Source organism: Bradyrhizobium diazoefficiens USDA 110, from assembly GCF_000011365.1.
In the GTDB taxonomy this organism is placed as follows: Bacteria; Pseudomonadota; Alphaproteobacteria; order Rhizobiales; family Xanthobacteraceae; genus Bradyrhizobium; species Bradyrhizobium diazoefficiens.
In genome coordinates, this window is sequence record NC_004463.1 from 2,942,975 (window position 1) to 2,965,171 (window position 22,197).

Annotated in this window: 15 protein-coding genes and 1 pseudogene; 9 read left to right on the plus strand and 7 right to left on the minus strand. The window is 65.9% G+C overall.

Translation table 11 applies throughout. The features are described from left to right. Nucleotides 1-62: 62 nt before the first annotated feature. From BJA_RS13300 to mdlC, 3 genes and pseudogenes are all read left to right on the plus strand, one after another. Complete coding sequence (locus BJA_RS13300; RefSeq protein ID WP_011085472.1) at nucleotides 63-1,388, plus strand: MFS transporter; 1,326 nt, start codon at nucleotides 63-65, stop codon at nucleotides 1,386-1,388. A gap of 29 nt (nucleotides 1,389-1,417) precedes the next feature. Next, entirely contained in the window at nucleotides 1,418-2,866 is a 1,449-nt protein-coding gene (locus BJA_RS13305; protein WP_011085473.1) for an aldehyde dehydrogenase, read from the plus strand. Between the two features lie 22 nt (nucleotides 2,867-2,888). Beyond that, a pseudogene (gene mdlC, locus BJA_RS13310) lies at nucleotides 2,889-4,513 on the plus strand (benzoylformate decarboxylase). A 72-nt stretch (nucleotides 4,514-4,585) separates the two neighbouring features. On the opposite strand, the gene BJA_RS13315 reads toward mdlC, so the two are convergent. After that, entirely contained in the window at nucleotides 4,586-5,836 is a 1,251-nt protein-coding gene (locus BJA_RS13315; RefSeq protein WP_038965865.1) for a multidrug effflux MFS transporter, read from the minus strand. Nucleotides 5,837-5,924: 88 nt separating this feature from the next. Next, nucleotides 5,925-7,277: a glycosyltransferase gene (locus BJA_RS13320; RefSeq protein ID WP_011085477.1), complete on the minus strand. Its 1,353-nt coding sequence runs from the start codon at nucleotides 7,275-7,277 to the stop codon at nucleotides 5,925-5,927. A gap of 362 nt (nucleotides 7,278-7,639) precedes the next feature. Here BJA_RS13320 and BJA_RS13325 point away from each other — a divergent pair, with 362 nt between their 5' ends. The 6 genes from BJA_RS13325 (at nucleotide 7,640) to BJA_RS13350 (ending at nucleotide 14,677) form a co-directional block, all read left to right on the plus strand. Next, nucleotides 7,640-8,590, plus strand: a complete 951-nt coding sequence (locus tag BJA_RS13325) for a c-type cytochrome (protein WP_063921611.1) — start codon at nucleotides 7,640-7,642, stop codon at nucleotides 8,588-8,590. Nucleotides 8,591-9,039: 449 nt separating this feature from the next. Beyond that, nucleotides 9,040-9,765 carry a response regulator gene (locus BJA_RS13330; protein ID WP_011085479.1) on the plus strand — a complete coding sequence of 242 codons (726 nt, stop codon included), beginning with the start codon at nucleotides 9,040-9,042 and terminating at the stop codon, nucleotides 9,763-9,765. A gap of 211 nt (nucleotides 9,766-9,976) precedes the next feature. Then, a complete protein-coding gene (locus tag BJA_RS13335) occupies nucleotides 9,977-10,591 on the plus strand; it encodes a DUF1127 domain-containing protein (RefSeq protein WP_011085480.1) in 615 nt (204 codons plus the stop codon). 235 nt (nucleotides 10,592-10,826) lie between these two features. Beyond that, entirely contained in the window at nucleotides 10,827-11,753 is a 927-nt protein-coding gene (locus BJA_RS13340) for a cytochrome-c peroxidase (RefSeq protein ID WP_038965864.1), read from the plus strand. Continuing rightward, nucleotides 11,750-14,245: a two-component system VirA-like sensor kinase gene (locus BJA_RS13345; protein WP_011085482.1), complete on the plus strand. Its 2,496-nt coding sequence runs from the start codon at nucleotides 11,750-11,752 to the stop codon at nucleotides 14,243-14,245. Before BJA_RS13340 ends, BJA_RS13345 begins: the two co-directional genes overlap by 4 nt. A 171-nt stretch (nucleotides 14,246-14,416) precedes the next feature. Further along, nucleotides 14,417-14,677, plus strand: a complete 261-nt coding sequence (locus tag BJA_RS13350; protein ID WP_133415009.1) for a hypothetical protein — start codon at nucleotides 14,417-14,419, stop codon at nucleotides 14,675-14,677. A gap of 44 nt (nucleotides 14,678-14,721) precedes the next feature. On the opposite strand, the gene BJA_RS13355 is transcribed toward BJA_RS13350, so the two are convergent. From BJA_RS13355 to BJA_RS13375, 5 genes are all read right to left on the minus strand, one after another. Further along, nucleotides 14,722-15,870: an amidohydrolase gene (locus BJA_RS13355; RefSeq protein WP_038965860.1), complete on the minus strand. Its 1,149-nt coding sequence runs from the start codon at nucleotides 15,868-15,870 to the stop codon at nucleotides 14,722-14,724. Nucleotides 15,871-15,951: 81 nt separating this feature from the next. Next, the gene (locus tag BJA_RS13360) at nucleotides 15,952-17,145 is read right to left on the minus strand and encodes a M20/M25/M40 family metallo-hydrolase (protein ID WP_038965859.1); all 1,194 of its coding nucleotides are present in this window, start codon (nucleotides 17,143-17,145) and stop codon (nucleotides 15,952-15,954) included. A 116-nt stretch (nucleotides 17,146-17,261) separates the two neighbouring features. After that, nucleotides 17,262-18,509, minus strand: coding sequence for an MFS transporter (locus BJA_RS13365; protein WP_011085485.1), 1,248 nt, complete (start codon nucleotides 18,507-18,509; stop codon nucleotides 17,262-17,264). Between the two features lie 247 nt (nucleotides 18,510-18,756). After that, complete coding sequence (locus tag BJA_RS43820; RefSeq protein WP_082901029.1) at nucleotides 18,757-19,014, minus strand: DUF1127 domain-containing protein; 258 nt, start codon at nucleotides 19,012-19,014, stop codon at nucleotides 18,757-18,759. A gap of 198 nt (nucleotides 19,015-19,212) precedes the next feature. After that, a complete protein-coding gene (locus BJA_RS13375; RefSeq protein WP_011085486.1) occupies nucleotides 19,213-22,176 on the minus strand; it encodes a hypothetical protein in 2,964 nt (987 codons plus the stop codon). Between the last annotated feature and the right edge of the window lie 21 nt (nucleotides 22,177-22,197).

Here is a 22,197-nt window from a genome sequence, read left to right on the forward strand (position 1 = left end):
TGGCCGCACGGCAATAACAACAAACGCAATAACAACAAGCAACGACAACGGAGGAGGAAACCGTGACCACAGGAGCATTCGAGGACTACGACGAACATGCCGCCACCGCTGCCGCTACCGCGCAGACGGCGAGCGGCCGCAGGCGCATTCTGATCGCCGGCACCATCGGCACGGCGATCGAATGGTACGACTTCTTCATCTACGGACTGATCGCGCCGCTGGTGTTCGATCAGTTGTTCTTCCCGAAATTCGATCAGCTCACGGCGACCATCGCTGTCTTCGCGACGTTCGCCGTCGGATTTCTGGCGCGTCCGCTCGGCGGCATCGTGTTCGGACATTTCGGCGATCGCCTGGGCCGCAAATCCGTCCTGCTGTGCACGCTGCTGATGATGGGACTTGCGACCATGTCGATCGGACTGTTGCCGACCTACGCCAGCGCGGGCGTGGCCGCGACGATCGCGCTCGTCGTGCTGCGCTTCCTCCAGGGCTTTGCGCTCGGCGGGGAATCGACCGCGGCGATCCTCATGGCAATCGAGACGGCGCCCGGCAACCGGCGCGGCTTCTCTGCCGCGGTGATCCAGGCCGCGGGACCCGTCGGCGTCGTGCTGGCCTCGTTCGCGGCGCTGGCGATCTCGCGGCTGCCGGAGGCGGATCTGCTGTCCTGGGGCTGGCGCGTTCCGTTCCTGATCAGCGCGGTGCTGGTCGCGCTCGGCGTCTACATGCGCTTGCGCATCGAGGAGAGCGCGACCTTCCGCGAGGCGAGGCCGGCTGAAACCGTGCCTGTCGTCGAGGCGGTGAAGGGACATTGGCGGCCGATCCTCATCGTGTTCTTCGCCGAGATGGCGCAGACGTCCTACTTCTACCTGACGGCCATCTTCACCATCTCGTTTGCGACGCGCCAGCTCGGCGTTCCGAAGGACGTGATCACGCGGGCCGTGCTGTTCGCCAATCTCGTCGGGCTCGTGGCCATGCCCCTGATCGGGGCCTGGTCCGACCGGATCGGACGCAAACGCCTGTTCCTTGCCGGCGTCGCGCTCGCAACCATCTCGATGTTTGCATTCTACGGTGCGATCGCGAGCCGTGACACGCTGCTGGTGACCTGTGCGGTGATATTGGCTGCAGGCGTAATCCATCCCCTGATGTTCGGCACCGAAGGGAGCTATTTCCCGGAGCTGTTTCCGACCCGCATCCGCTTCACCGGCGTGTCGATCGGAAAGCAGCTCGGCACGGTGCTCGGCGGCGGCATCGCGCCGCTCGTCGCCACCAGCCTGTTCGCGCAGACGAGCTCCACCTACGCGATCACAGGATACTACGTCGCGCTCGCGCTGGCAGCGATGATCGCGCTCGGCTTCGCGCACGAAACCAGCAAATCGCGGCTGCTCGGCTGAGCCCAGCCACAAACATCAGGGAGGTTCTCATGGACGTCAATCTTCTCATCAGCGGGCGGGATCAGGCCGCTTCGACCGGCAAGGTATTCGAGCGGCGCAATCCGCTCTCGCAGGAGGTCGCGAGCCGCGCGGCCGCCGCGACGGTTTCCGACGCCGACGCGGCGGTGGCGGCGGCGTCCGCCGCGCTCGCCGCGTGGTCGGCACTCGGCCCGAACGCGCGGCGCGCCCTGCTCTTGAAGGCCGCCGATGCGCTCGAGGCCAAGCGCGATGCCTTCATCCGGATCATGATGGCCGAGATCGGCACCACCGAAGTCTGGTCGGCCTTCAACGTCAAGCTCGCAACCGGCATGCTGCGCGAGGCGGCGTCGCTGACCACGCAGGTCGCGGGCGAGGTGATCCCGTCCGACAAGCCGGGATGTCTGGCGATGGCCGTCCGCCAGCCGGCCGGCGTGTGCCTCGGCATCGCGCCCTGGAACGCTCCGATCATTCTCGGCGTTCGCGCCGTGGCGACGCCGCTCGCCTGCGGCAACACGGTGGTGCTCAAGGCCTCCGAGATCTGTCCGGGAACGCACCGGCTGATCGGGGAGGTGTTCAGGGACGCGGGATTTCCGCCCGGCGTCGTGAACGTATTGACCAATGCGCCGGCCGATGCGCCGGCGGTGGTGGAACGTCTCATTGCCAATCCGGCGGTGCGGCGGATCAATTTCACCGGCTCGACTCGCGTCGGCCGCGTCATCGCCGAGCTCGCCGGCCGCCACCTCAAGCCGGTGCTGCTCGAGCTCGGCGGCAAGGCGCCACTGGTCGTGCTCGACGATGCCGACCTCGATGCCGCGGTCGCCGCCGTGGCGTTCGGGGCCTTCATCAACCAGGGCCAGGTCTGCATGTCGACCGAGCGCGTGATCGTGGATGAGAGCGTGGCCGATCAGTTCGTCGCTAAGCTTGCCAAGAAGGCCGGTGCGCTTCCGGCCGGCGACCCGCGCTCCGGGCCGGTGGTGATCGGTTCGATGATCGACGAGGCGCCGGCCAGGCATGTCGTTGCGCTGATCGATGACGCGATCGGCAGGGGCGCCGTCAAGCTTGCGGGTGGAGAGCGGGCCGGAACGGTCGTGCCCGCGACCGTGCTCGACCGCGTCGTCCCGGGCATGCGCATCTACAGCGAGGAGAGTTTTGGTCCCGTCGTGTCGGTGATCCGCGCGCGCGGCGTGGATGATGCGGTCCGCCTCGCCAACGATACCGAGTACGGTCTTTCGGCCGCCGTGTTCGGCCGCGACGTCGCGCGGGCGCTGACGGTGGCCCAGCGCATCGAAAGCGGCATTTGCCACGTCAACGGACCGACCGTGCACGACGAGGCGCAGATGCCGTTTGGCGGTGTGAAGGGATCGGGCTACGGCCGTTTCGGCGGTCAGGCCGGGATCGCCGAATTCACCGATCTGCGCTGGATCACGATCGAGACCCAGCCTCAGCACTATCCCTTCTGATCGCGTCACCACACGGCGAAGCATGCCGGGAAATCAACCCATGAACTCAAAAGTCCTGACGGTCCGGGAAGCAACCCTCGGCGTGCTTCGTTCCTTCGGTGTCGATCGTGTGTTCGGCAATCCGGGCTCGACCGAGCTCGCCTTTCTCGGCGACTGGCCCGACGACATCGATTACGTGCTCGGCCTGCAGGAAGGCTGCGTCGTCGGCATGGCCGACGGCTATGCGCAGGCGACCGGGCGTCCGGCCTTCGTCAACCTGCACTCGGCGGCCGGGCTCGGCCACGCCCTCGGCAATCTCTTCACCGCGTTCCGCAACAAGACGCCGATGGTCGTCACGGCGGGCCAGCAGGCGCGCAGCCTGCTGCGGATGCGGCCTTATCTCTTCGCGGAGGATGCCGAGCAGTTTCCGAGGCCCTATGTGAAGTGGAGTTCGGAACCTGCGCGGGCGGAAGATGTGCCCGCGGCCATTGCGCAGGCCTTCCTCACCGCCATGCAGCATCCGCGCGGCCCGACATTCGTGTCGGTGCCGTCGGATGATTGGGCGCGGGCGGCCGTCGCGCCGCCGGTGCGCCACATCGCAACGGAGTTTGCGCCCGATCCGGCGGCGATCGTCCGGCTCGGCGCAGCCATCGCAGCGGCCAGCAAGCCTGCCTTTGTCGTCGGACCCGAGATCGATCGCAACGGCTGCGTCGATGCCATGGTCGCGGTCGCCGAACAGGCGAGGGCGGCGGTTTGGGCAAGCCCGATGTCGAGCCGTTCGAGCTTTCCGGAATTGCATCCGCAATTCGCAGGCTTCCTTCCGGCAGCGCCCGGAGGGCTCGCGCGCGCCTTGCGCGGCGTCGATCTGATCGTCGTGGTCGGGGCGCCGGTGTTCACCTTCCACGTCGAAGGACAATGCGAATTGCTCGACGACGGAACGCCGGTCTGGCAGATCACCGACGATCCGGCCGAGGCCGCGGCCGCGGCGGTCGGTGACACCATCATCAGCACGCTCCCGAAGGCGCTCGTCGCGCTTCGTTCGGCGCTGCCCGACATCGCCAAGCGCGAGGGGCCGGCCGCGCGGACCCGGCCTGCGGCTCCCGCCGCGCAAAATCCGATTCCTCCGGCCTATGCGCTGAGCCGGCTGTCGGCGCTGATGCCGCGCGATGCGATCGTGGTCGAGGAGGCGCCGTCGCATCGTCCCGCCATCCAGCAGTTCCTGCCGCGGCCGGGCGCGGACAGCTTCTCACCATGGCAAGCGGCGGGCTCGGCTACAGCCTGCCGGCCTCCATTGGCGTGGCGCTGGCGCGGCCGGGCCGTCGCATCGTCGCACTGATCGGCGATGGATCGGCGATGTACTGCATCCAGGCGATCTGGACTGCGGCGCAGCGTCGCCTGCCGATCACTTTCGTGATCATGAACAATTCCGGCTATGGCGCGATGCGGGCCTTCAGCCAGCTGATGCAGGCGCATCGTCCGCCTGGAATCGACCTGCCCGGGCTCGACTTCGTTGCGCTCGCCAGGGGGCACGGTTGCCCGGGCCGCCGCATAACCGACGTCGCCGATCTCGACCGCTGTCTCGCCGAAGCATTGGCCTCGGGCGGCCCCGCGCTGGTCGACATCGCCGTCGACGACGCCACGACGGACCTGTTCAACCATCCGCGCTAGATTTGTTCGGCGATGAAACCCCCTTTGGCGTCGGCGCGCGCCGGGTCCTTCAGCATCGGCGTCCTGCGAACCTTAAGAGCTTGTGGAGCTGCGGATCGCTTCGCCGGCACCGATCACCTGCGATCGCAGGCGACGGTCGGCGGAACGCGCGACCAGACAATACAGGACCAGCGCGAGGAGCGACGACGCTGCCATGACCGCCGTCATCGAGAGCGCAGTCCGTCCGTCGAAGCGAACCGCCACCAGCCCGCTCGATATGGCGCCGGCGATCAGTTGAATGCTCCCGGCAGCCGCGCTGACGGCGCCGGCGATCTCCGGGAGGTGCTGCATCGTCGCGCTCATCACGTTCGGCACGCTGAGCCCGAAGCCGAGTGCCACCGCCATCAGCAGCGCGACGACAAGCTCCGTGGGCATCCAGCCGGTCAGTGTCATCCCGAGCAGCACGACGCTCGCCGCCGCCGACAGCGCCAGCCCGATTGCGAGCATGTGGCTTGAGGATATCCCGCGCCGGCCGAGCTGCCCGTCGAGCAAGGCACCGCCCATCACGGATGCCGAGCAGGCGCTGAAGATCAGGCCGTATTGCTCGGGCGAGAGCCCGACGGCGCCGACGAAGAACAGCGAGGCGCCGGTGACGTAGGCAAACACCGTCGCGCCGCCCGCGGCGCCGACCAGGATGTAGGCAACCGAGACCGGATGCGTCAGTACCCGGCGATAGCTGTCGATCACGGCGGACGGCACCAGGCGCCCGGACGGCGCGATCGCCGCCGTTTCGGCGAAGCGAAACATCACCACCACCAGCAGCATGAAACCTATCGCGGCCTGGGTTGCATAGATCGACCGCCAGCCGGCAGCCGCCAGCAGCGCCGCGCCGGCCGTCGGCGCGATCACGGTCGCGACGTTGACTGCGACCATGATGTTGCCGATCTTGCTTCGCGCGGCGTCGCCGTCGAAGAGATCGCGGATGATGGCAAAGGTCGTGGCGGTTGCGGCGGCGCCGATGCCTTGAACGAAACGGCCGAGCAGCAGAACCGGCAGCGAGGAGGCAAACGCACAACTGACGCTGGCGGCGACGAACAGCGCGAGGCCGAAGCCCAGAACAGGCTTGCGGCCAAGGCGGTCCGAGACGGGTCCGTAGATCAGCGGCGCGGTGGCGAGGCTGAGCATGAAGGCGCTCATCGTCAACCCGACATCCGACGCGCTCAAGCCCAGGGTGGCGCCGGTGGCGGCCAGGGCCGGCAGGTTGATGTCGATGCCGGAATACGGCACGGCCGCAAGAAGGCCGAGCAGCAGCGTGAATGCAAAGGTGTCTGGTTCGATTCGCATGGGCAAGCATCCGGTGACATGTGACGAACTTCTACGGAGCGACGGAGCGCGGTCGCTCCGCCCTCCATCGCTCCGTTCAGACGTGCGATCAGGCACGCCGGCCGGAGCGCCGACCCTGGCTCGCTGCGATTGCGCGCAGGCGTGACACTTCCGTCTCGTCGGTCACGAGCTCGCCGATGACCCGGAGAATTTCCGTCCGCGTGTCGATCTCGGCGAACTCGTCCGCGATCTGCGTTGCGCGGAATTGATAGCGCGGCTGGTCGAGCACCGTCCGCACCGCCTCGCGCAAGGCCTGCGGAGTCGGCTCGTTGGTCGCAAGGTTGATGCCGACGCCGGACCAGGCGACGCGCGCGTTGACGTCGGCCTTGTCCTCGGTCAGTCCCGCGGTGACCAGCGGGATGCCGAAGCTCAGGGCCTGATTGACGCTGCCATAGCCGCCATTGGTGACGAGCACGTCGACGTTCGGCAGCAGCCATTCGAACGGCAGGTAGCTCGCGATGCGTGCGTTCGACGGGACCTTGCCGGGAATGGCGTCCACCGGGCGGCCGCCTGCGGTCGCGATCACCATGATGTCGGGCTCGTCGGCCAGCGCCGCCAGTGTCGGGGCGACCAGCAGATTGAAATTGTGGTTGGCCACCGTTCCCTGCGTCACCAGAACGATCTTGCGTGTACCATCGAGCTCCTCGGCCCATGACGGCGGTGGGACCTGGTTGGCAATGATCGGAGGCGTGCCGACGAAATGCACGGAGGACGGGATCTCGCGCGGAAATTCGAAACTCGGCACCGACAATTGCAGATAGGCGTCGCCGAGAGCGACCACGGAATGGAAAAGCGGCATTGCTATCGGTCCGACGCCGAGGCCCTTCAGGGTCCGGTTCAGGCGCAGTGACACCGGCTGATCGACCGCCGCATCGAAGTCCCGCGCCATGGCCGCATAATGATCGCGTTCGTCGTCGGTCCGTGCTGGCGGCAAGCCGAGGAAGTTCGGCGCACCGTCCTCACGCGCCCAATGCAGGAACGAGGTGCCGCAGAGCGCGATGGGGGGCCGCTGCGAGCGCGGTCCGAGCAGCATCGGGAGCACGCCGAACAGCATGTCGTCGCCGACGATGATATCGGCCGGGAATTGCTGCAACGCCTGCAGCAGCCCCTGGTGCTGGGCCGGAATGGCGTCGACGAAGATGCGCTCGCAGGCGACGCGGAACCACTCCAGCCCCGGCGGGATGGTCTTGAGTTCGGGGACCCGCGAGAAGACGTCGTTCGGATCGAAGTCCGCGCCCTCGGGAAGGGGAAAGAACTTGACGCCGCTGGCCTCGACGCGGGCGCGAAAGGCGGTGCCGGTCATGAAAGCAATCTCATGACCCTCGGCGACCAGGATCCGCGTGATTGCCAGCATCGGATTGAGATGACCCGTCGCAGGCGTCGAAGCGATAAGAATCTTCATGGGAGATGACCTCTTGATGATCGATGCGCGGTCGCCACCGGGCGGCCGCTCTCGTGAGCAAGAGGGAATTGAAGGGATCGCGGTTACACCAAGGCTTCCGATGGCCGCCAAATGGTTACGTCGGCAACGCATCGTGGCGCGGCCAAGGCCGACGTGCCGGCGAAGATGGTGCCGTCGCGCAAGGACTACGGTTGTAACGCGAGCGGCCGGCCGTGAAACGGAGCGGTAATGCCGCGCTCGTAACCCGGCAGAGCGCCGTTTGGCGCGCCGCGACATTCGGCGGCGATTTTGGCCGAAGCCGATTATTGACGACCGAGATAGCGCGCGGTCTTGACCACGCAGAATTCGTTGAGGAAAACGTCATGCAGAATATTGTCGCCCTGATTGCGATGGTTGCTTTCATCGTGCTCCTGGTCTGGTCGGGTGCTTGCGCCCTGCGGGCGCAGAATCCACTGGTGAAGTGGGGTGGCGTGGTGCTGGCGGCAACGCTTGCCGTCCCGCTGTCCGGCGTGAGCGCGTTGACCGCAGCGGGCATCGTCAAGCAGCACGCGCGCTCCGCGCCGGTCCCCGATCTCCAGGTCGAGGCGACACCGGAACGCATCGCCCGCGGCAGGGCGGTCGCCGACGGCTTTTGCGCCGGGTGTCACTCGAAGAGCGGGGTGCTGTCGGGTGGCGGCGACGTCGGCGAGGATCTTCCGCTTCCGATCGGCTCGTTCGTGCCCGCCAATTTGACCCCCGCCGGGGTCCTGAAGCATTGGTCCGACGGCGAGATCTTTCGCGCCATTCGCAATGGCGTCGATGCGCGGGGGCGATGGCTCGCGATCATGTCCTTTACCAATGCCGGCCGGCTGAGCGACGACGACACCAAGGCCGTGATCGCCTACATCCGCGCCTTGCCGGCGAGTGGTGAGGAGACCCCGGATCCACCGGATCGCTTCAGTGTGCTGGGCCTTGCGATGCTGGGCGCCGGACTGTTGCCGGATGCAAAGCCGGTCTTCACCGGTGTGATCATCGCGCCGCCGAAGGGGCCGACGGCGCGCTACGGCAGGTACTTGCTGTCCTATCAGGATTGCCGTGAGTGTCATGGCAAGGATCTCTCCGGTGGCGTGCCCGGCCAATTGCCTCCGCTCGGACCCGACCTCGGTATCGTCAAAGACTGGAGCCAGGCGCAGTTCATCACGACCATGCGCACGGGTGTCGATCCGAACGGACTTCGGCTCGACGACCAGATGCCGTGGCGGCCGATCGGGCGGATGGACGACGACGACCTCGCTGCGATCTACCTGTACCTGGCGGGTCTCCCGCGCTCCTGACATATCCTGACAAACGATCTGTTGCGGCTGGCCTTTCCCGGCTGCACCACTGTCGTTAGCACGCCGGATGCGCGCAACGGCAAAAGCTCACGCGCAGGTGAAGTCGACGTCGCGCGCGCAGGAAAATGTTGGCAGTCTTCTCGCCATCGCTCGCGCAGTCGTCGTCACTGCAGTCGTCGTCACTGCCGAACAGTCACCTCGTCGCCGACGAACGATCTCGCACGCCGGCGCATTGGAATCGCTCAAAAGTAGCATTTGCTAGGATCACAATTATTCACGTCTGCGACATCCGGCGGAGTTGGCCGCAGAAATACCGGGTTACGGCATCATCAAGTGGTCATGAACGTTGTCGTCGCATGGCGACGCTTTTGCTGTCCCCCATATTATTCCGAGTGATTGCGAATCTTGAACGTGACCCGGTTGGTGACGACGGATTTTGAGAGTGAAGTATGCTTGCAGATGTTGGCCACATCGTTGTTGTCGATGACGATCCCACCTTGCGGCAGATGGTGATCAGATATCTGGAGGAGCACAATGTCCCGACCAGGGCGGCGTCCAACCGGTCTGAACTGTACCACTATCTCGAGGCCGGTCAGCCCAGTCTGATCATCCTCGACCTTCGCCTCGGTCAGGAAGACGGCCTGGACCTGCTGCGGGAGATCCGGTCGCATTCCGACGTGCCTGTCATCATCACGACTGGCCACCGCCCCGACGAGATCGATCGCATCGTCGGGCTCGAGCTCGGCGCCGACGACTACATCATCAAGCCGTTCTCCTTGAGAGAGCTGCTGGCGCGCGTCCGGGCGGTGTTGCGGCGGCAGGAGATGGGCCGCGCCGCGCGCGCCCGCGATCCCGAGCGCGGCGGCTATCGCTTCAACGGCTGGAAGCTGGAACGCCGCGGCCGAAAGCTCATCGATCCCAGCGAAGCGCCGGTACCGCTCAGCAAGGGAGAGTATGCCTTGTTGCTGGCCTTCCTCGAGGCGCCGCAGCGACCCCTGACCCGCGAGCATCTGCTTCAGGCCACCCGCATCCACGAAGACATTTTCGATCGCAGCATCGATGTTCAAGTGTTGCGGCTGCGGCGCAAGCTGGAGGTCGATCCGAGTGCGCCGCGCGTCATTCAGACCGAGCGCGGCGTCGGCTATGTCTTCGCGGTTCCCGTAGATCCGTTCTAGGGCAAGATCCGGACCCGAAGGGTCACGTTAGCGCGAAGTGTGCGGCGGTCTTCCCTCGCGACAAACGCGGAACGCGTCTGCGCGGAGATCATGTTCGAACAATGTGGCGGCCGCCGGATTGCAATTGTAACCCCTTTGCCTGTGGCGGTGATCTCGGCGTAACAGCCGGCCGGCACATAGTCTCCCACGAACAGCGTGTGGGAGATTTACGATGAAGACGCATTCTCACGGTGTCATCCGTATTGTCCGGCCGGATGACGCGGAGCCCGATGGGCAAGGTTGCTCCGATGGCCTTGGGATGGCCCGTCTCGGTTCTGGCGGCACCGCGCGGCAGGGCCTCGCCGACATCGGTTCGGATTCAGCGCCGCCGGCTGCGCAGCCGGGCCAGGAGCTCAGCACACTCTGGTGGGCGGTCCTTACCTTCTTCATGGAAGGGTTTGCCCTTTATGGTGCCGCGTTGCATCCGACCGCCGCCATGCCGGTTCACGCAATACTGGCGGCACGGAGGGATTGGGAGTCGCAGCCCAAGGCCAGCGAGCCGGCGGAACCTGTGCAGAGCCGCGGCAGCGACGGGGCCGGGAGCAGCGGCAACGTCGTCGAGCTCGGTCGCTCCCGGCGATTCGAGGTGCAACCGGAGCGTCGCTGGAGTCCGCTGCGTTCGGCCGGTGAGACGTTGACGGTCTTGCTGTCGCACGCGCGCCGGGAACGCGAGATCAGACGAGCTGTTGCCGCTCTCAAGGAGCTCGACGACCGGACATTGCGCGATCTCGGAATCCACGGCCGGTCGGAGATCGAGGGGATGGTGAGGTACTGTCATGATTGCTGAGGCGCTCTACCTTGCCTTCGCCGGACTGGGCCTGTTTCGCGCCGTGCCTCGTTCGATGATCTGGTGCGGCCTCCGTTTCCGGATCCGGCGATCGCCGCATTCACGAAATCATCGAGCCTCGATCAAAAGCCCTTGAAGAGGCGCGGTTGCTTTCGCTCCCGCCCCCATATCACTGACGGTGCGACGATTGACTGGATTTCGCGGAGCCGGACCAGGCGCCGGCTATCGGGGTGGCTTGATCGCCATTTGCGCGGTGCTGCTGTGCTGCGTGGAAGTCACGCCCGCGCCGTCGCAGCCGCCGTCGGCGCACGCATTTGACCGCGGGGAGCCGATCACGCCAATTCCCGCGGCCCCTGCCGCCGACCCGCTCAAGGTCGCCCTTGGCGAGAAGCTGTTTGGCGATCGCCGGGTCTCGCATGACAATTCCCGCGCCTGCCAATCTTGTCACGATATCGCGACGAACGGCGCGAGCCAGAAGCGGCACGATGTCGGCCTCAACGGGGCGGAGCTTGCGCTCAACACGCTCACCGTCTTCAATTCGACGCTCAGCTTTCGTTTCGGCTGGGAAGGAAAATTCCGTACCCTCGAGGCCGATATCGAGGCATCGCTGCAAAGCCAGCACACCATGGGCAGCAGCGCGGCGGAGGTTGCCGCAAAGCTCGATGCCGATCCCGACATGCGCGATCGTTTCGTCGCGGCCTATGGCCGCCGTCCGGAAGGCGCCGATGTCGTCGACGCGCTGGCGAGCTTTCAACGCACGCTGGTCACGCCGGGCAGCAGGTTCGATCGCTGGCTGAAGGGCGACGACGCAGCCCTTTTGGCCGGCGAGCTGGACGGATACCGCCTGTTCAAATCGCTGGGTTGCTCCGCCTGCCATCAGGGCGTCAACGTCGGCGGCAATCTGTTCGAGCGGCACGGCATATTCCATCCCCTCGCGTCGCCCGAGCCCAGGATCCTGCGCGTGCCGAGCCTGCGCAACGTCGCGACGACCGCGCCGTATTTTCATGACGGCAGCGCGCCGACGCTCGATGACGCGGTTCGCAAGATGGCGCTGGCCCAGTTGAACGCGACGCTGACAGACCAGCAGGTCAAGGCGCTCGTCGCCTTTCTCAACAGCTTGACCGGGACCTATCGCGGCGCGCCCGTCGGAGGCTCGCCGTGAAATCCGCTCCCGCCGTGATCAGCGTCGCGTTCGTGCTCGGGCTTCTCACCTGGTTGCTGTTGCACGGGCTGAACATCAACTCGGCGCGTTATGACAGCCAGCTTCGGGCGCTCGGGGATTTCACCCGGTTCGAACGCGGGATGACCAGAGAGGTCCTCACCGCGCGTGCCGGCCTGTCGCGCAACTATGATGCGCTGGTGCATATGGTAAATGCCTATGACGATGCCCTGACGCGGCTGCGCGACACGGCAGGCCTCGACGCCGAGCAGACCAGGGTGATCGATGTTCTGTCGGCGCGTGCCGACCGGCAGGAGAGCCTGATCGAACGGTTCAAGAGCAGGAACGCGTTGCTGCAGAACTCCTTTGCCTATTTCGGCCTGTTCAGCGACAGATTGGCCGCATCGGAGTCCCGGCCGGTGGTGACGGCCGCCTCCGCGCTGGCGGCAGCCATGCTCCGCCTGACGCTCGATACGTCGGATGCCGCAGCGCGCCAGGTCGAGGACCGACTGGAAGAGCTGGCGCAACTTCAAGCGCCGCCGGCGGAGACGGATTCGGTCCACGCGCTGCTGCTCCACGGACAGATGCTGCACGACCTTCTGCCTGACATCGACACGATCCTGAAGACGCTCGTCGCCGAATCCAACAACCGCGAGCAGGATGCGATGCTGGCTGTGATCCTGAAGCGCCAGCTTGCCGCGCGCGCCTCGGCGCGCAAGACGCGGTTGCTGCAATATATCACCTCGCTGCTGCTGCTCTCCGGCATCATCTATTTCGGAATGCTGTTGCGCAAACGGGCCATGGCGCTGCGCCGTCGCGCCGCATTCGAACACGTGATCGCCAATATCTCGATGCTGTTCATCAATTCGAGCAACGACGGAATCGATGCGGATGTCGAGATGGCGCTTCGCCAGCTAGCCGGATGCATCGGCGCTGACAGGGCCTATTTTGCCTGCGTGGTCGGCACCACGATGCACACCTATCGGTGGTCGCGCGACGGCATCGCATTCGAGCCCGGCTGGCCGGAGCGGGTGCTGAGCCTCGCACCGCGATTGGACGGCGGCGAAGACGGCATCGTCTATATCCCCAGGATGAACGCCTCGCATCCCCATGACGCGATGCTCACCGAGGCGGGGGTGAGCGGCTGGCTGTGCATCATGGCGGCCTACGGAAGCCGCGATGGAATTCTCGGCTTCGATGCGGTGCGCGGAGGTGCGCTCACATATTGGTCCGAAGTCTCGCTGTTTCGCATGGCCTTTGACGCCATCGGCAACGCGATCCGGCGGGCCCGCCTCGAAGGGGAGAAGGAGCGCCTCCAGGCAAGCCTGCAACAGGCGCGTCGCATGGAGACCATCGGGACCTTTGCCAGCGGCATCGCCCATAACTTCAACAACATCGTCGGCGCCATTCTCGGCCATGCCGAAATGGCCGATGCGCGGGTCGCGCCGGGAAGCCGGCCGGCCGCGAGTCTCGCCGAAATCCGCCGGGCCGGCGAGCGGGCGCGTGAGCTGGTCGAACAGATTCTCGGCTTCGGGCGCCGCGGCGAGGGCAGGCGGGAGCGCGTTTGCCTCAGGACCCTGGTCGACGAAACCAGATCGCTGCTGGCCGCATCGCTGCCTTCGCACGTCACATTCGAAGTGGACGAGACGGCCGACATTGCCATCGTGACGGGCGAGCCGGCCCAATTGCAGCAGGTCATCCTGAACCTGTGCAACAACGCGGCGCAGGCGATGAAGGAGCCCGGCCGTATCGAGCTTCGCATCAAGGTGCACGATCTCGTCAAGCCGTTGTCGATCGGGCGGAGCGAGGTCGGTCCCGGCCGCTTCACCGTCATTTCGGTCGCCGATCCCGGGCCGGGCATGGACGAGGCGACGCTGGAGCGGATCTTCGAGCCGTTCTTCACCACCCGCCCGGACGGTAACGGCCTCGGGCTCGCGACGGTTCGCGAGATTGTCGAGCAGCATGGCGGCGCCGTCGCCGTGCAGAGCAGGCCGGATGCCGGCACGCGCTTCGACATCTGGCTGCCATCGGGCGAGCCAGTCGAGCCGCAGCCCGCTCAACACGGCTCGGATCCGGCGTTCCTTGGGGCCGGCGAAACCGTGCTCGTCATCGACACCGACCGCCGCCGCCTGTTGCGCTATGAGGAAATCCTCGCAGCGCTGGGTTATGAGCCCGTCGGCTTCACTGGGCTCGCGGAAGCGATCGCCGCCTGCCGGGCCGCGCACGCCCGGTTCGACGCGGCGCTGGTCTGTCATCTGCCGGGCGGCTCCTCGCTCGATCTCGCGGCGGCGTTGCATGATGCGGCGCCGGCCCTGCCGATCATCCTCGCTGCGCCCTCGACGCGCGACCTGGCGATGCCGTCGCTCAAGACATCCGGCATCACCGAGCTCGTCCATCACCCGCTGGCGTCGGCGGAGCTCGCCAGCGCGCTGGCGCGGAGCCTCGTCTCGTCGGCCACGAGCGGAAGATTGCGGCGAGCCGCCGGGGCTTCCTAGCCCCGCCGGCCCGCGACGACAGGGCCTGCGGTTGCAGTGGTAACGCGATATCACCGCCGGCGAAATGGCCGGGTAGCCGGGATCTCCTATCTTTCGCAGGCGCGTGTTCGCAAGGTGCGAATGCGCAGGCGTCACCGCGATAGGAGACAGATGATGTCAATCAGACTTGGCGTGACCACCGTCGCAGCTGCGTTGTTGTTCTGGCCGGTTTCGAGTCTCAGGGCAGGAGGGAGCGCCCCCACGCGGATCGCCTCGCCCGGCAATCCTCCACCGACAAAATTCGCAGACCTTTTCCGGCAAGCCCCCATCGGGCACCGGCAGCCGCGGCCCGGTGATTTGTCCGAGCCGGTGCAGGCGACGCTCGTCGACGTCGAGCTGCGACGGCTCGACGCCGAAATCGACCGCAAGCTGATCATCTGCCGCGGCTGCTGATCATGCCGGATGGCGGCGTGCACAGGGCCCGCCGCCTCCCCGTGCTAGTTCGACGCCAGCGCCGTCTTGGCCACCTCGGCCATCCAGCCCGATGCGACCGGGAGGATCGCGTCGTTGAAATCGTAGCGCGGGCCGTGCAGTTCGGCGCCGTCGCGCAAGTCGCCGTTGCCGATCCAGACGAACGCGCCGGGCCGCTGCTTGAGGTAGAAGGCGAAATCCTCGCCGGCCATGCTGGGCGCAAGGTCGCGCCTGACCTCGGCCCGCACCTTCTCCGCGGCGAGGCGCGCAAGGCCCGCCTCATCAGGCGTGTTGACCACGACGCCGACGCCCATGACGATCTCGGGCGTGACCTTGACGCCAAAGCTCGTGGCGACGCCGGCGCAGATCTCGCCGATCCGCGCGAGGAGGACGTCCTTCACCGCCTCGCGATGAAACCGCAGCGTGCCGCGGATCGCGACCTTGCCCGCGATCTGGTTCGGCGCGGTGCCGCCTTCGATCGTGCACAGCGAGAGCACGGCGGTGTCGAGCGGATCGACGCTGCGCGCCACGATCGACTGCAGCGCCACGATGAGATGGCCGGCTGCCATGACCGGATCGCGCGTCAGATGCGGCATGCCGGCATGCCCGGCATGGCCCTCGATGGTGATGGTGACGCGTCCCCCGGAAGCCATGACAACGCCGTCATGGACCGCGATGGTGCCGGCGGCAAGGCCCGGCCAGTTGTGGAAGCCGAACACCCGGTCCATCGGGAAGCGCTCGAACAGCCCGGCGCCGACCATCGCGCGCGAGCCGCCATAGCCCTCCTCGGCCGGCTGGAAGATGAAATCGACCGTGCCGCTCCAGCTGGTGTCGGCGGCGAGCAGCGCCGCGGCGCCGAGCAGCGAGGCGGTGTGCCCGTCATGGCCGCAGGCATGCATCACGCCTGATGTCGTCGAGGCGTAGGGCAGGCCGGTATCCTCGGTGATCGGCAGCGCGTCCATGTCGGCGCGCAGGCCGACGCGGCCCTGCGCGTGCCCGCGCGTCAAGGTCGCGACGACGCCGTGGCCGCCGATTCCAGCCTCGAAGGGAATGCCGAGCTCGGCGAGCCTGTCCTGCACGAAGGCCGCGGTCGCCTTCTCCTGGAGCGACAGTTCGGGATGGGCATGCAAATGGCGGCGCCACGCGGTCAGTTTCTGGTGCAGTTCGGGTGTCAAGATACGGATCTCTCGTGTCGGTTGGCGGAGGTTCGTAGGATGGATTTCGCTGCGCTCGACCCATCCTGCAGGCTCACATGCTCACCGCATCGTCGCAAGCTGCACGGCCAGCGCGCAGGCGCGGTCGTATTCGTCGAGATTGATCCATTCGTCGACCGTGTGCGCTTCGTTCTGGCCGGCGCCGAAGGTCACGGTCGGAATGCCGTGGCGGACCATCCAGTTGGCATCGAGGCCGCCATTGGCGGCGCGGACATTCGGGGTGCCGCCGACCGCGGATACTGCCTCGACCGCGCGTTTGACGACGGGGAGGTTGTCCTTCATGCGGAACGGGTAATAGTCGGTCTCGGCCTTGAACTTGACCTTGCCGGACTTGCCCTGCGCATTCGTCACCTTCTTGGCGGCCTTCTCGAACGCGGCCTTGTAGGCTTTCGTGATCTCCTTGAAGAACTTTCCGTCGTGGCTGCGGCTTTCGCCGCGCACATGCACGTAGTCGGTGACGACGTTGGTGGCATCGCCCGCGGGGCGCCCTTCGCCGCCGGTGACGGGGCCGATATTGCTCGTCCCTTGCTGCTTGCCCTTTACCACCTTGCCGAACCAGCCGCCGGCCTTCGCGTCCGCAAGGGCGAGCGCCATGATCATGGTCGAGGAGATGCCGCGCTCCGGCGCGACGCCGGCATGCGAGGCGCGGCCGAAGATCTCGACGGTCCAGCGGTCGGCCCCGACCGCGCCGATGATCACGTTGGAGGCCGAGCCGCCGTCGTAGTTGAACGCCATCACCGGCGAGCCGAGCTCGTCGAGCTTGACGTGGCGCGCGCCGTAGAGCCCGCTCTCCTCGCGCACGCAGAACAGCAGCGTGATCGGCGGATGATCGAGCTTCTGCTTTTCGAGTTCGGCGGCCAGCGTCACCAGCACACCGCAGCCGCAGCGATTGTCGCCGCCGAGCGCGGTCTTCGCCTCGTTGACGATCTTGCGCCCCGATTTCTTCGGCTTGGCGCCGGCGCACAGCGGCACGGTGTCCATGTGGGTCATGAACATGATGCGCGGCTGGTTGTGCAGCGCGCCGCGGCCGGGCAGGTCGACGATGAGGTTGCCGGTCTCGGTCGGCACCGGAATGCGGGTGTTGGCGTCGTCGAGCCGGATCGCCTTCGCCGGCACGCCGCTCTGCTTCAGCGCGGCGGTGAGCTCCCGCCCGATTGCCGCCTCCTGTCCGGTGACGCCCTCGACGGAGAGGAAGCGCATGAGGCGATCGGTGGCGGCTTTGGTGTCGACAGGCATGGACTGGAATTCCCTTGATGCAGGTAGCGGCGCAGGCTCGTAGGATGGGTAGAGCGAAGCGAAACCCATCGACCCGTGTGCGAAGATGATGGGTTTCGCGAAGCGCTCTACCCATCCTACGAACGCGGCGACGTATAAGTCAAAAAGATCAGCACGCCGATGAAGAGAGCTGCCGCCATGAACAGCAGCACCGCCGGCAGCCCCGCGAGCGCCGCCACCGCGCCGGTGACGGACTGCATCAGCGCGGTGCCGAGAAAGAAGGCGAGATTGACGGCAGCGAGTGCCTTTCCCGCGACCTGCGCGTCGACGAGTTGCCTGGACATGCCGAACAGCAGCGGCTGGGCGGAGGTGAAAAGCCCGATGAGCACGAACAGTGCCAGATCGTAGTGCGGCGGCATGACGGTCACGCCGAACAGCCATGCAACGGCAAAGTGCGGGGCTCCCAACGCCATCAGCGCAAGCAGCAGCGCCGCGAACGCGTGAGTGCCGGCCACCAGCTCGCGGCGGCGGCCGATCCTGCGGTCGATCATGCCGATGAGAAGCGGCCCCACGATCATCGCCAGCGTGAACGCGCCGAGCTGGTTGCCGGCCTCGACCCGCGACAATCCCTTGATCTCCATCAGCCATGGTCCGCCCCACAGGCCGCGCAGCACCAGCGAACTCGCCAGCGACACCAGCGCCAGCGCGATCAGGCCGCGCAGCGGCCGCGACAGGCCGAGCCTGAGCACCTCGATCATCTGCGCCATCGGCGATGAATGGTCCTTGTGCTCGGCCGGCTGGTTCGGCACCAGCGCGAACACTGCGAGCGCCACCACGACGCCGCCAGCTGCGGAGACCCAGAACCCGGCCCGCCAGCCCCAGGTGTCGACCACGAAGGCGAGCGGGCTCGACGACAGCAGCATGCCGATATTGCCGATCGAGAGGATCGCGCCCGACCACAGTCCAAATCGCGCCGCCGACAATTGCTTGGCCGCGAGCGTCATCGGGCACATCAGCATGCCCGAGGTGGCGACGCCGAGCATGAGCTGGCCGACCGCAAAGCTCTCGGGGCCTGTCGCAAAGCCCGACGCGACCGCGCCGAACACGGTTCCCGCCAGCAGGGCGAGCGACACCGGCCGCACGCCGAAGCGATCCATCGCCGCGCCGACCGGAATCTGCGCGGCGGCAAAGGCAAAATGATAGACCGAGGTCAGGCTCGCCAGCGCCTGCGGCTCGATATGGAAGTCCGCCGCCATCAGGTCGAGGCTGATGGCCGGAATGGTGCGCAGCAAGGTCGAAAGCATATGACCGCAGGCGAGCGCGACCAGCGCGAAGATCAGCGCGCGGGTGGCGCTTCCCGCCTCGTCAGTGGCTGCGGTCCCCATGAGTGTCCCGTCCCGAGAAGGTTTTGGCTGGGGTACATGATCGAGGGGACGGTGCCAATGGGGGAAGGGCAGGCCCGGCTATTCGCGATTGTGGCGTCCGAACTTTCAGCTCGTCGGGTGGGTCGAGCAACACGAAACCCCTCAACCCGTTTGCAACGAAGATGAGTCTCGCGAAGAGCTCGGCCCATCCAACGAGCTTAGTCGTCGCTGTCAGGCGCTTGTGACGCCACCTCGGGACCTTGGCCCCTTATAGGCTGTGGTGCCACGCTTCGAGATACAACGGAGACCTGCGCACCTCTTCAACAGTGCTCCTCGATAGGCCCAAGTCGGCGAGCAGCCGATCATCGAGTTCGAGAAGTTCCCCGTACTGGCGCCGTCGTTCCCACGCGCACGCCATTCCAGCCAGCCACACAAGTGGAAGCTTCCACCATCGCAGGTCGGGAAGAGGCAGTGAGGGCGGGTTGATGATGTAAGCGGAATTGGAAGTAGTGCTGCCGCAAGACATGTTTCACCTCCATATTGGAGCGAAACAACACTTGGCTGCGGGAGCTCATCGGGCGGTTGTCAATGTCCCGAGCGATCTATGTATCACACGCTCCGTGGGTGCTCAAGCGATAGTCAGTGAATATGAACTCAGTCATCCGCAGCAGCGGTTGGGGAAGGGCAGGCCCCTTATTCCGGATTGTGACCTTGCGATCCGGTCCTAGAGGTTCTTGATGATCGAGACGAAAGTCGGCGGCGCCTTGGTGGACGCGCCGGTCGAAAGACCGCCTCCGGCTTCGAATGCGCTTTCCGCGATCTCGTAGCCGAGCATGCGGTAGCTCTCGAATTGCGACTCCGTGAAGAATTGATTCAGCGTCGTCTCGTGCGGAAAGGTCGGGTGGGATATCGCGTAGCTCAGGACGCCCATGGGCTCCGTGCCGTGCAGGCCCGACTTGAAGTACAACAGCAGTCCGTTTTGCGACGTGCCGCCGTCGGCCTCGCCATAGAGAATATCGCCGACCGCCCAGTAAGGCGCTTTCGTTGCAGGGCTTGGCCGTTCCGTGAAGCGCTTCTTGAGCAGGTCCAGGCCCCGCAGGTCGATGCGCACGCCGAGATCGATCCAGATCTTGCGCAGCGCGTTGCCGAGATCCTCGAAGGAATAATCGGGGTCGCAGCCGGCGTCGCTGACAACGATCACGCGGCAGCGCCGGCGGACCATCTCGTAGAGGCCGAGGTTCTCGAAGTGCCCGCCGTCGGTCAGGTAGACCCAGCGCTCGGTCTCGCTGGTCAGGCCGAACATCTCCATGAAGAACGGCCGGAGCGCATCTGTCGGCTTGACCTCCGCGTAGTAGGCATTGTCGCCGCGCGGGTTGGCCAGCCACCAGCCGAGGCGCACGTTGAACAGCGCCATCAGGAAAGCGACGCCCGGCGACGAGTTGTAGCCCATGCTCGGACTGACGGCCGCGCCTGAAATCGCCATGGCGGTCCCAAGGGTGAGCATTCCGCCGTAGGGCCGGGGCTGCTTGGTCGTCGCGTAGGTCGTCCGGTAAGCACCGTCCGAAAATACGGCGCTGCCGCTGCCGCAATGGAGCGGCGAGAACGTGAAGGGCGCCGCCATCCGTTCTTGCCAAGCCAGATTCCTGGACGACACGAGGTTGAGTGCCGCGCCGATGACGTGGAACGGCTTCCAATTGGCCCCCGTCGGTGCGACGCCATGCTCCCAGAGTTCATACAGATACGGGCTGTCGCGGCCGTCGAAATCCGTAAAGGCATTCTTGGTCTTGTCACGGTCCTTCTCTTTGCGCGACGCACCGAGAAAGGCGCGAACCAGTCGGTTCCGGTAGAGGCTGTGGAGCGAATAGCGGTTGATGCTGAGGACATGCGAGGCTGCATAGATCAGCACGCCGAGCGCGACGCCGGCTATGAGGACGACTTTCCAGGGTAGATGATCGGCGCCAGCCGCGAGTGTGAACGCCCTGTCCCAGCCGATGGACAGTAGAGCGACCAGGACCGACGCGAAAATTCCCGCCGCGATCGCCGCAATCGTGTTGAGCCCGAGATATTGGCGAACGCCCGACGCCTGCTCGGCGGCGGCCCTGGTCTTCGAGCTCGCTCCCAGGATGACGGAAAGCAGGCCTGAAAGACCTCCCCCGGTCGCAAGCGAGGGGACGAACGCGCTGCCAAGCTGACTCTCGATCCATCTTGCGGCCGGTGGCGCCCCAAGCACGAGCCCGAACCACAGCAGCCAGCCGAGATAGGCCAGCGTGAAGAGTCCGCTCGACCGCGCCTGGAATTCGAGCCCGACGTCCACCTCGGACAGGAATTCGGCAAACGAGATGTAGATCACGTCGGCGACGATCCGCGCCATCACGATCCAGGGCAGGCCGAGGACGCAGGCAAAACCCGCCGTCGCGGCAACGGAACCCGATGGGCCGTAATGCCAAAGCAAGACCAGTCCCGCGGCACCCAGCACGCCAAAAGCGGCGCCGGCGACGCACCAGGCGAAAAGATCGATCCATGGATGCTTGGGACGAGCCGCGAGCGGTGGGCGGGCCGACTTTCCAAAGACCAGGGTCCACAAGCGCGCCAGCACCCAGGAGGCAAGAAAGAATAGAACGCCAAGGATGGCGCCGCGAAGCACCACGACGGCGTAAAATTGAGCTTTTTCGACCTGCTTGTCGACTTTGAACCCGACGGCCGTGGTCACGTCCGTGAGCATCGACAGACCGTATTGGCTCCGCAACACGAAGACCAGCAACGCGGCACCGACAAGGAAGGGCATGAGATCGCAAACGAGAAACCGGGGTTGCGAGACATTGATGCATCCGCGGCCGGGACGGTTCGCGACGGAGAACGACAAGGACGCCAGAAAGCAGAGGGTTGGTATGAACATGACAACCAGGAACCAAGCCGACGTATTCTCGCGTCTGATGCTGTCGGCATCGATGACCGCAAAGTAGAGTGCGTTGGTGATGAGCACCGCAAGGATCATCGGAGGAACGAGCAGGACCCAGTTCAGGAACAGGTTGCGCAGGACGCCGGCAACGTCGCTCCACAGGTCGGGAGAAATCGGCGAAAAGCTGGGGGCGAGAAAGTGCGAGTTGCGCCGGAGGTTGGAAACCGGCTCGGCTTCTTCGTGATCACCGAGTTGACCGACGCTGTCTCGCCGATTGAGCGCCGACACCACCGTGCCCGGACTGGAGCGACGCTCGCGCTCCTGATGGAGCCAGGCTGATAGCCAACTGCCGATATAACCGCCGCCCGACACGGTCGACAGATACTCGAACTCCGTCAGAGCCGAGCCGGTCTTCCCGCCCTGGTGCTTCGACGTGACCTCCAGCGCCGCAAATCGTTGCAGGATGCCGAGCGCAAACGCCGCGCTGCGGATTCCTCCGCCGGAAAGGCACAGGGCCCATCGGTCGTCCGCGTTCAACGCCTGGTAGACGTCGAGGAGTTTTCCCGGGACCGGGTCCGTCGGCGATGGTCTGGGCAGTGTTTGGGAGGGCTGCTGCGCAGGTTGCGGCGATGTCGCGGACGGCGGTTGGGTTGGTGTCTGCGAAGCGCCGGATGCCGGCTGCGCTGGTGTCGGCGAGATGTCGGGATCTTTTGGTGCGAATTCCAGGCGAACGCCCGCGAGCGCCCGCCGCTCCTCCCAAAGGACCTGTGAAAGGTTCAATGCCCCCATGACGCCTCTCCCCCTGTTTCA

Excerpts from the sequence above, each read along its gene's own strand:
- BJA_RS13305 (WP_011085473.1), top strand. The coding sequence starts at position 1,418 with ATGGACGTCAATCTTCTCATCAGCGGGCGGGATCAGGCCGCTTCGACC.
- BJA_RS13315 (WP_038965865.1), bottom strand. The coding sequence starts at position 5,836 with ATGCGAATCGAACCAGACACCTTTGCATTCACGCTGCTGCTCGGCCTT.
- BJA_RS13320 (WP_011085477.1), bottom strand. The coding sequence starts at position 7,277 with ATGAAGATTCTTATCGCTTCGACGCCTGCGACGGGTCATCTCAATCCG.
- BJA_RS13325 (WP_063921611.1), top strand. The coding sequence starts at position 7,640 with ATGCAGAATATTGTCGCCCTGATTGCGATGGTTGCTTTCATCGTGCTC.
- BJA_RS13330 (WP_011085479.1), top strand. The coding sequence starts at position 9,040 with ATGCTTGCAGATGTTGGCCACATCGTTGTTGTCGATGACGATCCCACC.
- BJA_RS13335 (WP_011085480.1), top strand. The coding sequence starts at position 9,977 with ATGAAGACGCATTCTCACGGTGTCATCCGTATTGTCCGGCCGGATGAC.
- BJA_RS13360 (WP_038965859.1), bottom strand. The coding sequence starts at position 17,145 with ATGCCTGTCGACACCAAAGCCGCCACCGATCGCCTCATGCGCTTCCTC.
- BJA_RS13365 (WP_011085485.1), bottom strand. The coding sequence starts at position 18,509 with ATGGGGACCGCAGCCACTGACGAGGCGGGAAGCGCCACCCGCGCGCTG.
- BJA_RS43820 (WP_082901029.1), bottom strand. The coding sequence starts at position 19,014 with ATGTCTTGCGGCAGCACTACTTCCAATTCCGCTTACATCATCAACCCG.
- BJA_RS13375 (WP_011085486.1), bottom strand. The coding sequence starts at position 22,176 with ATGGGGGCATTGAACCTTTCACAGGTCCTTTGGGAGGAGCGGCGGGCG.